This window comes from Nodularia sp. UHCC 0506 (assembly GCF_034931045.1).
Taxonomy (GTDB): domain Bacteria; phylum Cyanobacteriota; class Cyanobacteriia; order Cyanobacteriales; family Nostocaceae; genus Nodularia.
Map to the genome: position 1 here is coordinate 1 of NZ_JAYGHH010000079.1, position 12,070 is coordinate 12,070.

Consider the following 12,070-nt stretch of genomic DNA (forward strand, 5'->3'; position numbering starts at 1 on the left):
TAAGCGCATCGCAATGCTACCAATATCAATTTTGGACAATAAAAAACCCCGGCGAAACTAACCGGGGTAAAAAGGAGAAGTCCAAATGACGATCAGAAATACCGATAGCAAAGTCAATCAATCTTAGCTAACGCCCAAAGCAACCAAAATTAACGTAGTCACAAGCAATGTAGCAAACGCACCTTGTTTAGCGTATTGACGTTGCTCCTGTTCGTTGGGGTAGGTAGCACAGTAAATTTGGGGTTCGTTGGCGTAGTTATTGAGGATACCGCTTTCGTTAATGGTTGTATACATAATGTTTTCCTGTATTTGTTACCTTATGTAAATAAATATAACAACATTGTTACAAACCGTCAATACTTCTTGACAAATAATAATGGATGAGTGTGATCAGTTATGCTTATGCTTTTGTTTTCAGCACAACCAGCACATCTTGGAAGCATTTCTTTCTTCACCGCGCACATAAAAAACCGACAAATGAAGAAACTAGGATTGAGCTGATCAGGAACCATTTTTTGATAGAGTGATGCTTTGTCGAATGCTGGAATCTTTATGTCCCAGGTATCACTCCCCCAATCTCTCCAGAAAGACTTACCTCTGACTGCTCTTGCGCCCATGCAGGATGTGACCAACCTCTGGTTTATGAAAGTCATTGCCCACTATGGCAGTCCTGACTATTTCTTCACCGAGTATTTCCGGGTCAATGATACCTCACGGCTCAATCGTAGTATTCTGGCAGCAATCACCGAAAACGACACGGGTCGCCCTGTTTTTGCTCAAATGATTGGTGAAAGCATTCCAGACTTAGTAAGAACAGCGCAGGAACTCTGCGGCTATAACATCGCTGGAGTTGACTTGAACATGGGTTGTCCCGCACCTAGAATTTATCGCAAAAATGTTGGGGGTGGATTGCTGCTGTCACCAGAAAAAGTGGATCGGATTTTGGCAGAATTGCGGCAGGCAGTGAATGATCGGCCTTTGACTGTTAAGATGCGGGTAGGCTTTGAAAATACAGATACCTTTTACGAAATTTTAGACATTATTAATCGCCACAGTATTGATTTACTAAGTGTGCATGGTCGCACGGTGAAAGATATGTATCACGGGGCAGTGAAATATGATTTGATTGCTGAAGCGGTCAAACGGGTCAATTGTCCAGTGCTGGCTAATGGCAATATCCACTCGGCAACAACTGCCCTGGAAGTGCTTTCTCAAACGGGTGCGGCTGGTGTCATGGTGGGACGCTGGGCGATTGGCAATCCTTGGCTTTTTGAGCAAATTCGCCAGGCTTTACGCTGTGAGTCGATTACACCGATTCCTTTAATGGAGGTACGCAACTATATTGATCGTTTATGGCAAACTCCAGCATCTGCAACTATGCCAGAGCGATCGCGCATCGGCTACCTCAAAAGGTTCCTCAACTATATTGCCCTGAGTGTTGACGCTGAGGGTGATTTCCTGCGGCGAATGCGACAAACGCAAACTGAGGTAGAACTGCTTAACCTGTGCGATCGCGTTCTGCTTGCGGATATGAGCAAAACTTTAGCTCTCACACCCTACTCAGGCGTGTAAATAGTTTCAGTCTGAGAAGAATCTAAACGATACGATAAATCAAGATTTTCTTACCTAGAAGGTAAAGACAACAGAAAAATTAAATAAATCAGTGTTAATTTATACGATTTATAATTTGGATAGTGCTTATACTCATTTTTAGGTTCTACCTGGGAATTATGAAGTGGCCAAGCCACTTCATTTTTATTTATATTTTTTTTAGCGTGTGTCTATCAATCATTAGACTTTGGATCTTCCCATTTTTCGCGGGTTTGTTTAATTTCCACATTTTGCGATCGCGCTAATTGCCAAGTCTTTAACATCAGGGGTTTTTGTCGTTCCAGATGGTTGACAAATTGCATAATTGACTTATCTGCCTTGATGGGGGTTTTTAATTCAAATTTAATTGTTTCCAGAATCTTCAAGTCATCTTTAACAAAATGTATACCCACAATTTTAGTCAGCCACAAAACCAAACGATTATATAGCCAACCAAAAATTCCCTGACGCTTCTGACTAATCAGTATTACTTGACCTTCAGATTTACCTCCTTCCAGGAGACGCACGGCAAACATAATGTGAATATTTAGAGAATCAGTCCCAATCGTCACTATATTAGTGCTACCGTACCAATAGCAAATATTGTGATAAATATTTTTGCCGAATATACGAATTAGCCTCAATAACAATGAATTACTATCATTAGAAATAGTATTCTTGAAAATAATAGCATTCTGATTGATTTCCTGTTTTTCAAAATTGATTTTTGATGGTATTTTGTGAACTGTATTAAAATGTTGAGCATCGATAGGATTAATCATCACCGAATTAGGGTGAGAATTCACCAAGAAAAGAGAACCAAAAAGAACATCACATTCCTTGTTTTCTAATTCCAGGACAAAAGGTAGGGGTTGTTTAGGTACTTCTCCAGTCCAAACCCAAATCATCCCATACTTCTCATCTGTAGGCCAAGTTTTTAACCTGACTGAAATAGGTTCTTGCAAAGACGGAATATTAACACAAAATCCCTGTTCATCAAACTTCCAATGATGGAAAAAACAACGCAGTTCGTTACCTTCAACCTTGCCTTTAGCAAGATGAGCGCCCATGTGTGGACAGTAGGCATCAACGATAACCACTTTTTTATCTTTACCACGGTAAACTGCTAATTCTCTACCCAAAACGGTGACAGCTTTTACCTTCCCGACCTGTAGCTGTTTTGATGGAATAACCCAGTACCATCCCTCAACAAAACGTTCAGGATTATTAAAAATTCGCGGTTGATAGTTTGAGCTAACGTTCGGCAAATTAACATTCATTTTCAGAGTTTCACTTAAAGTGAAGCGGTTAATCTAGAAATAACATGAACATCTCCACAAAACAGTTACTTTTAGTACGGGGAAAGATAGTTGCATCATTAATTAATTCAGAAATTCAGGGTAAAGATTTAAATAATTCAAGAAAATTGTCTTGCTTTTATCATGGTAATTATTTTTAATATTGGCTATTCTTCACTCAGGATAGATGTTTGAAAAATCAAAACTTAGTATAAACTCTCATAAATAAAAATTTTAGCTGCGGTAATTAATATGTTATTAATTTCTCATATATGTTAATTATTCATGGAATATGCCATAATAATTACCAGAGTTGGGGAAATCTACCGTGTTAACTCAGGATAAAAAACTGTTTTTAATTGGTCAAGTAACAAATTTAAGCGGAATTCCAATCAGGACAATTCGCTATTACGAAAGTTTAGGCTTAATTGAATCATCAGGACGCACAGAGGGAGGCTTTCGCCAATTCTCAGTAGATGTGCTGACTCGGTTAGCTTTCATTAAAAGAGCGCAAAGTTTAGGTCTGAGTCTGGAAGAAATTCGAGATATTCTTCAGGTTTATGACAAAGGAAAACCCCCCTGTGGCGAAATTAAAGAGAAGTTGGAAGAAAAACTTTTACAGATTGATAGCCAAATTACTCAGTTACTGACCTTACGTACCGAAATCAGGAAATTACTGGAAGGTTGGAATAATGAAACTGGTCAGCAAGAGGACACAATCTGTCCGATTATTCAATAAAAGTGCCGAGTGACTCTATACCCCCAGGGGTTAACAGCACTCAGCACTCCTGTAAAGGCGGGTTTATTAAGGATTTTGCCGAACCACAAACCCACTGCTTAAACCCGCCCCTATCGATGCAGCAATTTCTTAACTCCACACTCAGCACGTTATTCTTCAGTTAAAAATTCTTGTTCCTCTAGGTAACGAATAGCTAATCCATCCACTACCTTAATCACTCCCTTAGTATAGGTCGCTGCGTTATGTGCTGCTCTCCATGCTCCCCAATTAGGAACAAAGCCGGTGAGGGTAACTCTGCCATTTTCTACTACGACGTTGACATCTTCAGCCTCTACAAAGGTATTATGCTCCAAAGCATTCTCAATACTTCTAGCAATTTCTTCATCTTCAGGTTTCTTAGTAGGCACAACTGCTAATTCATTGATAATATCAATTACCCCGGTAATCCCATAACCTATATCTTCTACCTGAAATTTTTTCCAATAAGCATCTACTGTGCCTCGCAAAGTCAGTAATCCACCAATGACGCTAACATCAATTTTGTTGGCATCAATATCTGGGTCCCAAGTCAAGGCATTGGCGACATTTGAGGCGATTTCGTCATCTATGGGAACAGGGATTGAGGCAGGATACTGCACCTGTAAGTGATTAACTACCTCAATAATGCCCTCTATTTCTTTAGTATCTTCTTCTGCTATGCTTTTGGCTCGATAGCTAGGTACTGTCCCCCGCAAGGTGACTTTGGCATTATCAACAGTTACACCAACATTTGCTGCATTCACTCGGTCATCCCAGTGAAGTTTATCTACAACTTTAGCTTGGAGTTCTTCGTCTGTCGCTATAGTCATAATTACACCTGTTTGGTTATTTTTCTCTTATCTGTGCAGGAACGATAATACTAGGTTCGGAGTATGAGTTATGTTTGCCACAGTCATTGCACCACATCCCCAAGGCTGTGCTGCTAAAGCGGGGTAGAATTCTGGGGCTAAATCAGCAATCAAGCGTACATGATTTTATTTAGTTATTCTTTTATTGTGCTATTAATTTCATTTTGCTTCCCTCTTTCTTGAGAGATGAGTATGAAATTTTAGTTGACATACCCCAGAAGGATGTTGTTTTTAATTAGGGCTGGTTGAATAAATCAGAAAATTTGGGGATGACAGATAGCTGAAACTGTTCCCCGTTCCCTATCCTCACAAATAACTTTTATGTCTAACGGCACGCTACGCCAACAGCAAACCCTAATTAAATGGACATTGTGTGCAAAAAAAATGTAGAGACAATTGATGAATTATCCCTACAAGATTTTTGGAAAAAGCATATTTTCAAGTCTGTTGATGTCTATGAGACATTCATTTCCAAAATCCCCAAAGCGAAGAAATTTCAGCCCGCAGGGACGAGCTGAGTTTGTGCAGTTAATGAGATATAGCTAGTGTTTCATCAGTTACCTGAGTATATTGGGTGACAATTTCGCGGAATCTTTCGCCTTCAATTGTTTCTTGGTCTGCCAATAAATCGACTAAATACTCCAAAGCTTCGCGGTTTTTTGCTAACAGTTCTTTTGCTTCTAGGTAGCAATTGTTGACAATTTCGCGAACTTGGGAATCAATTTTGGCAGCAATTTTTTCAGAAAAGTCTGGTTTATTCATCCAGTCCCGTCCCAAAAATACTTCGCTATTTTGAGTTTCTAAAGATAATAAACCTAAATCAGACATCCCGAACCGTGTCACCATTTGCCGAGCCATTCCGGTAACGTGTTGCAAATCATTACTAGCACCTGTTGTGACTTCCGGTTTACCGAAAACTATTTCTTCGGCGGCGCGACCACCCAATGTAGAAGTAATTTTGGCTCTGATTTGAGAACGGGAAATTAACCCCTGTTCTTCGTTGGGGGTAAACCAAGTTAGTCCTAGTGCTTGACCCCGTGGAATCAGTGTTACTTTCTGCACTGGGTCATGGTCTTTGAGTAATGTGCCGACTAAAGCGTGTCCAACTTCATGGTAAGCAATTAAGCGCTTGTTTTTGCTATCTACTAAGGCTGTGCCTTCCATACCCGCTACGACTCGATCTATGGCGTGATCGATTTCGAGGATAGTAATGGCTTCTTTGCGCCTTCTGGCAGTGAGAATTGCGGCTTCGTTGAGTAAGTTGGCTAAATCTGCACCAGTAAACCCAGGAGTGCGCCGGGCGATCGCATCTAAAGATATACTGGGATCAATTTTTTTATTGCGTGCGTGAACTGATAAAATTTCGGTTCGTCCTTTGAGGTCTGGAGCATCCACCATTACTTGTCTGTCAAAGCGTCCTGGTCTAAGCAATGCGGAATCCAAGACATCTGGACGGTTAGTAGCAGCAATAATAATAATCCCTGTATTACCTTCAAAACCATCCATTTCGGTCAATAGTTGATTGAGAGTTTGTTCTCTTTCGTCATTACCGCCACCGATACCAGTTCCACGTTGTCGTCCCACTGCATCGATTTCATCGATAAAGATTAAGCATGGCGCGCTGTCTTTGGCTTTTTTAAATAGGTCGCGCACACGGGATGCACCTACACCCACAAACATCTCCACAAATTCCGAGCCAGAAATGCTAAAGAAAGGTACACCGGCTTCCCCTGCGATCGCTTTTGCAAGTAAAGTTTTACCAGTCCCTGGAGGTCCAATTAATAAAACACCTTTAGGAATACGTGCGCCCACAGCTGTGAATCTTTCCGGCTGCTTTAGGAAGGTAACAACTTCGCCTAATTCCTCTTTAGCTTCTTCCACTCCGGCTACATCGTCAAACTTTACACCAGTCTTGGCCTCCATTTGGAAGCGAGCGCGAGATTTACCAAAGTTCATGGCTTGGTTAGAAGCATTGGTAGAGCGTCTGAGGAACAGTAACATTAAAGCTACCAGTGGTAAAATCCATAACAGATTGATTAACAGCCCCACAGCCACAGTAGTGTTAGCAGAAGAAACCTGACCAAAATCAACATTTTGGTCTTTGAGGATGTTAATTAACTCGGTGTTTTGTGTTAACAGCCTGACTTCTATTGGTGGTGCATCTGGATCTTGTCCTTTAAGATAAACCTTGGCTATCTGTTGAGTTTCGTCAAGCTCTACTTTTTCTACCTGTCCTTGCTTCGATTTATTCAGTAACTCACCATAACTGAGAGAATCGCGCTCTGCTGCTTTTTGCGCCAAAGCGGGACTACCCATGAAAATACCCGGCAATAGGAGTAAACTTGCTGCTAAAGCGGCTGTACGCTGTTTAATCAATGCTTTTTTCCCAAAATTTTGCATAATAATTACCTTTTGTCTAGTAGCATCAGCTAAGGGCTGGTTTTATGCCTATTCTTCTAGCAAAAATTACTCTAACTGGAAATCACTATTTTCTCATCTAGTCTAACTTCTAGATAAAGTTATTCTCCAGTTTCTTGCCTCTGCTATTCCATAGTTCCCTAATTATTACTCTACCAACCAGGAAAAAATGAGAAAAAGTTAGATGCTCACTAATAAAGAAAGGGGGTTTGGAAAACCTCTCTCCTGCTCTTGAGTGAGGCATTGAAATCTGCTACTTCCCTTGTAGAGACAGGGGTTAGGGGGTTAGCTTTCCATTTTTTTTCTACCAAATATGAAAATCCAGTGCAGGGAGATGGGGGATTAAGTGCTAAGATACACAGTGATGTCAATTGACGATAAAAATATAACTCGCTAATATAAAATCGTAATGACTCCGCCTTTTAAGTATCCTGGTGGTGTAGCAAAATATTGAGTTAATGGGTGAATTATGGTAAAAATCGTTGGACTTGGTGGTAGTTTAAGACCTGATTCCTACACCCAAATAGCCTTACAAATAGCAGCGCAACGGGTAGAAGCCCTGGGTGCAGAAGTAGAAATTTTAGATTTGCGGCAATTGAATTTACCATTTTGTCATGGTGGAAAAGATTATTCAGCATACCCAGACGTTCAACGGTTGCGTGATACCGTGAATAATGCAGATGGGTTAATTTTAGCGACACCAGAATATCATGGCGGTGTGAGTGGTGTTTTAAAAAATACTTTGGATTTGATGAGTTTTGATGAACTCTCTGATAAAGTCACAGGACTACTGAGTATATTGGGAGGTCAGTCTAATAGTAATGCACTCAATGACCTGCGGATTATTGTCAGAGCAGTACATGGTTGGGTCATACCAGAGCAAATTTCTATTGGAAAAGCCTGGGGCGCTTTTAGTCCTGAAGGGAAGTTGCTAGATGAAAAGCTGTCTGAAAGGTTTGATAAATTTGCCCAGAGTTTAGTAGACAATACTCGGAAGTTGCGCGGAGTTGATTAGATACTGTCAACACGGAGAAACTCAGATCCCCGATTTATTGAAGAAGTTGGGGATCTTTATATTTATTTGAGTTCGTGATTTTCCCTGAATATAAGCAAATATTGGGAAAATTAACTAGTTAATATTATTTAAATTTAAATAAATTTTTTACTGGATTAACTAAATTTTGTCTCCTTTGAGTCATAATAACAAAAATAGTTGTTATTTATACATTTTATCGTGATGCAAACTACACTGAACTTCAAAAATATTGAAAATCAAGTGAATCCCGTAAATCCCATATTTGCCAACCATGAAACTTTTCACCCTCGTTTTGGTTGGTTGAAAAAAGGATTTGATGCTGTGAAAACAAATTCAGGAATTTTCTTACAGGATGATGCACCTGTGCGTTTGGGTGTGGGTAAGAATATGGTGCGTTCTATGCGCTATTGGTGTAATGCTTTCAAAATTATTGATAAGAATAATTCCCCAACAACTTTTGGTGAGCAACTTCTAGGAAACAATGGATGGGACCCTTATTTAGAAAATCCTGCATCATTATGGTTGTTACATTGGAATTTGTTAAAACCTACTTGTGAAGCTGCTGCTTGGTATTATATATTTAATATATTCCGGGATTCAGAGTTTACAAAAGCAGATATTTATTCCGGTTTTAGGAACAGAACATTTTGAATTATTAGTTAAATATCCTGAACGTTTTGCAGTTAAGTATTTTGCAGTTTTAGGATTAAGGGCGGAGGTATTCAAAGAATTAGAAGCAATTTTACGGAATCCGCAGTTAAAACAATTGGGTAAGGTGCGTAATGCAACTTTGTTAACGGTGGTTACTCCCCTTTATCAATTTGTGAAGAAGCTGCCTAAATATACTCAAAAAACCCAACGAATTGAAAATGAATCCAGAGCGATTTTAAGGGCATTACAAACTACTGTTGAGCCTGATGAATTGTTATTTAAAGCTTTACCGCAAGCTTGTAATTTACCTGCAATTGGTACTGAAGCTGGGGATGATGGGATAACAGCTAAAACACTCCGCATTAAGTTAGTTAAAGCTTTGCGAGATATTCATACAGCTTATGATCATTTATTGGGTGATTGTCAAACACTGCTATATGAAGCTTTTGGTGTCAGAAGTAAGGAAACAAAACTGCGGGAAGATTTACGGGTCAGGGCAAATTATTTGGCGGGAAAATGTATTGAACCTTTGTTAAAACGCTTTACTCAAGCCGCATCGGATGAAAAAGCCAGTGATTCTCAGTGGTTGGAAGCGTTGGTGATGATTGTGGCTGATAAACCGGCGGAATCATGGACTGATGAGGATGTGACTGCATTTGAGATGAAGTTAGCCGATTTGGTGCGACGGTTTAAGAATCTGGAAGCTGTGCAGAAGGAAGTAGCCGCTAAGGGTGAAGGTTTTGAGGGAAGACGGATTACTATGACTCGTCCAGATGGTGAAGAAATCCATCAAATGGTATGGGTAGATCATGGGAGAGAATCGCAGGTTGAAAAGATTGTTGATAAAATTCTGGCTGATTTACCTAATGACCAGCAGTTAAGACAAGCGGTTTTGGCGAGGTTGAATGAACGGATTTTAACTCCTGCTTTCAGCGAAGGGGTGATTCAGATTGCAGAAAAACGAGCTGATGACAATATCCAGGGGAAGAATTTTGGCTAACAGAGGCTTTATGATGGGGGAAGAGAATCTTAAATCATTCGTGAAAAACAAGATTCCCAATTTCTTTGAGAAGTCGGGTATCTGAACCTCTTAATTTTCACAGAAATCAAAGCGATTTTGGAGCAGTGACAATGTTAGGTTTACTAGCAAAATTGAGCCAATGGGAAGAATTAACAAGTCAATCAGCATTAAACAATGTTGATTCTGATCAAATTTTACTCATGAATGGCATTAGTTGGGATATATATGAGACACTATTAAAAAGTTGCCAAAATAATTCTCATTATCGCTTTAAATATTTAGAAGGTACTTTAGAAATAATGTCACCTAGTCGCCGTCATGAGGTTGATAAAAAAATTATAGCTTTATTGTTAGAAACTTATTTTTTAGAAACAGATATTGATTTTTATCCTTTAGGCTCAACCACTTTTAGAAGAGAAGCAGCCGCTAGAGGTATAGAACCAGATGAATGTTATTGTTTTAATTCGGAAAAACCTGTTCCTGATTTGGCGATTGAAATAGTTGTCACCAGTGGGGGAATTAATGATTTATTAATTTATCAAGGTTTGGGTGTACCAGAGGTTTGGTTTTGGCAGAATCATCAATTTTCATTATATTATCTGCGTGGTAACAAGTATGAGCAAATAAATCAAAGTCAACTTTTACCAGATTTGGATTTAAACCTATTGGCAATTTTGCTGATTTCTAGTGAAAAACCAAAGGATTTAATTTCACAATTTCGTGAAACTATTCGTAAATAGAATTTGAGCGTAAATTGAATATGTATAACTTACCAATTGCTGATAATTTAAATATTTCAGCATTATCAGAATTATTTGATTCAACGACTAACTCTTATAAATATCTTTATTTTTTATCATTATTAGATATTCTGAGACGAAGAAATTTTGATAATTTATCAGCCATTAGCTTTCGTGAAATTATTGTTGAGATGTTGGCTAATGCTTGGTATCCTCACAAATATTTTAAACTTTCTTTCGGAATACAAGACCAAATTGCTAATAAATTAGATGCTCTTGAATTAGAAATTACAGAACCGATTTTAAAGTTTAGAGACACAGATAAGAAACTTTTACGTACAACTGTTAAGAACCAAAATATTGATGATATTGTCAATTATATTGGTCGTTATGTTCCTTATCGTTTAATTCGTCCTTTCTTTACTCAAGACACTAGAGGATTAAAAGATTATGACGTTAATCCAGCTATCATTAATTTATCTAACAATCAATTCGATACACAAAAGCCTTTATATTGCTTTAACGCTGACAATCAAAAAGATTGTAACGCAATTATTATACACCCTGATTGGGTAGAATATTTAGAGAAAAATTACACAATAGTTAGGGGCTGGGTATCTTGGGAATGGTTAAATTATATGCAACAAAGAAACCCTAGTATTCCCAATGTGGTTAAAAAATTATTTATGCCACAACAAAGAGATTCTTTAGCAAATCAAACTAAATATTGGACAACTATTTTAGAGCATCAGGATATTAAATGTATTTATTCTCAAGTTCAATTAAATAAAGATGAAATATCATTAGATCATTATCTACCTTGGTCATTTGTTGCTCATGATCAATTATGGAATTTAATTCCAACTACAAAATCTGTTAATTCTTCTAAATCTAATAATCTACCATCTGAAAAATATTTTGATAATTTTGTTAAGTTGCAATATTTAGGCTTAGATATTTATCATCAAAAAGTTTATCAAAATAAATGGTTAAATGATGTCGAATCTTTTGTTGCAGAATTGAAAGTTAATCAAGCCAATGATTTATTAAATTTAGAAATTCTAAATAATGCTTATGAAAGAACTCTTAAACCTTTAATTTCTTTAGCAACTATTCAGGGTTTTAGTGCTAATTGGGTTTACGCTGAGAAATAATGAACCAACTTTAGTAATTTGGTTGGCATATAGTGAAGAACTTTGTGAACAAGCGGTTACAGAATTTCAAAAAGCATGGGACTGTTTAGGCGTTCAGCTATGCTGGGCGTTTACGCCATCGCACCATCTCAACTTACCGCTTCTGGGGTAATCACGATTTAGATTTAGAACAGGCTGAAGATGGTTTCATAGTAGCAGGATTAGCCAAAGTATACAACGCCGCTAAAAAAAAGTATTCGCTTTATTAATCAACTCGGTGTGCGTTCCTCTTTGGTAGTTATAGACGAAGCCCATCAAGCTGTAGCCCAAACCTATCAACTCGTATTAGATGCTTTAGTTGTCCCCTACGAAAAAACCGCCTTACTGGGTTTAACCGCTACACCCGGACGCACTTGGGCTGATATTAACACTGATGCACAACTAGCGAAATTCTTCGCCCAACAGAAAGTTACTTTAGAAATTCCAGGTTACAACAACCCTATAGATTATCTGGTCGAGGAACAATACCTAGCTCAAGCTAACTATCGCTCCTTATA

General features: G+C 38.4%; 12 protein-coding genes. 8 read left to right on the top strand and 4 right to left on the bottom strand.

Features of this window, described 5'->3' with window-relative positions; translation table 11 throughout:
• Positions 1-123: 123 nt before the first annotated feature.
• The gene (psb34, locus tag VB654_RS24350) at positions 124-294 is read right to left on the bottom strand and encodes a photosystem II assembly protein Psb34 (RefSeq protein WP_323216415.1); all 171 of its coding nucleotides are present in this window, start codon (positions 292-294) and stop codon (positions 124-126) included.
• A gap of 258 nt (positions 295-552) precedes the next feature.
• Here psb34 and VB654_RS24355 point away from each other — a divergent pair, with 258 nt between their 5' ends.
• Positions 553-1,572 (top strand): tRNA-dihydrouridine synthase family protein, encoded by a 1,020-nt coding sequence (locus VB654_RS24355; RefSeq protein WP_323216416.1) that lies wholly within the window; start codon positions 553-555, stop codon positions 1,570-1,572.
• Positions 1,573-1,784: 212 nt separating this feature from the next.
• Here the strand turns inward: VB654_RS24355 and VB654_RS24360 are convergent, their stop codons facing one another.
• Positions 1,785-2,870, bottom strand: coding sequence for an aromatic ring-hydroxylating dioxygenase subunit alpha (locus VB654_RS24360; protein WP_323216417.1), 1,086 nt, complete (start codon positions 2,868-2,870; stop codon positions 1,785-1,787).
• Between the two features lie 346 nt (positions 2,871-3,216).
• Between VB654_RS24360 and VB654_RS24365 the strand changes: the two genes are divergently transcribed.
• Positions 3,217-3,627, top strand: coding sequence for a heavy metal-responsive transcriptional regulator (locus VB654_RS24365; protein ID WP_323216418.1), 411 nt, complete (start codon positions 3,217-3,219; stop codon positions 3,625-3,627).
• 149 nt (positions 3,628-3,776) lie between these two features.
• Here VB654_RS24365 and VB654_RS24370 read toward each other — a convergent pair whose 3' ends face one another.
• Together VB654_RS24370 and ftsH are read right to left on the bottom strand one after the other, a co-directional pair.
• A complete protein-coding gene (locus VB654_RS24370) occupies positions 3,777-4,475 on the bottom strand; it encodes a BON domain-containing protein (protein WP_323216419.1) in 699 nt (232 codons plus the stop codon).
• A gap of 567 nt (positions 4,476-5,042) precedes the next feature.
• Complete coding sequence (ftsH, locus tag VB654_RS24375; protein ID WP_323216420.1) at positions 5,043-6,914, bottom strand: ATP-dependent zinc metalloprotease FtsH; 1,872 nt, start codon at positions 6,912-6,914, stop codon at positions 5,043-5,045.
• 487 nt (positions 6,915-7,401) lie between these two features.
• On the opposite strand from ftsH, the gene VB654_RS24380 reads away from it, so the two are divergent.
• From VB654_RS24380 to VB654_RS24405, 6 genes are all read left to right on the top strand, one after another.
• A complete protein-coding gene (locus VB654_RS24380; RefSeq protein ID WP_323216421.1) occupies positions 7,402-7,947 on the top strand; it encodes an NADPH-dependent FMN reductase in 546 nt (181 codons plus the stop codon).
• Between the two features lie 222 nt (positions 7,948-8,169).
• Complete coding sequence (locus tag VB654_RS24385) at positions 8,170-8,619, top strand: DUF4007 family protein (RefSeq protein ID WP_323216422.1); 450 nt, start codon at positions 8,170-8,172, stop codon at positions 8,617-8,619.
• Complete coding sequence (locus VB654_RS24390) at positions 8,522-9,619, top strand: hypothetical protein (RefSeq protein WP_323216423.1); 1,098 nt, start codon at positions 8,522-8,524, stop codon at positions 9,617-9,619. Before VB654_RS24385 ends, VB654_RS24390 begins: the two co-directional genes overlap by 98 nt.
• Positions 9,620-9,750: 131 nt before the next feature.
• On the top strand, positions 9,751-10,380 hold the full coding sequence (locus VB654_RS24395; protein ID WP_323216424.1) for a Uma2 family endonuclease: 630 nt from the start codon (positions 9,751-9,753) through the stop codon (positions 10,378-10,380).
• 20 nt (positions 10,381-10,400) lie between these two features.
• Positions 10,401-11,534, top strand: coding sequence for an HNH endonuclease domain-containing protein (locus VB654_RS24400; protein WP_323216425.1), 1,134 nt, complete (start codon positions 10,401-10,403; stop codon positions 11,532-11,534).
• Positions 11,535-11,792: 258 nt separating this feature from the next.
• Positions 11,793-12,070 (top strand): DEAD/DEAH box helicase family protein (locus tag VB654_RS24405; protein WP_323216426.1); only part of this gene is annotated, 278 nt, incomplete at its 3' end.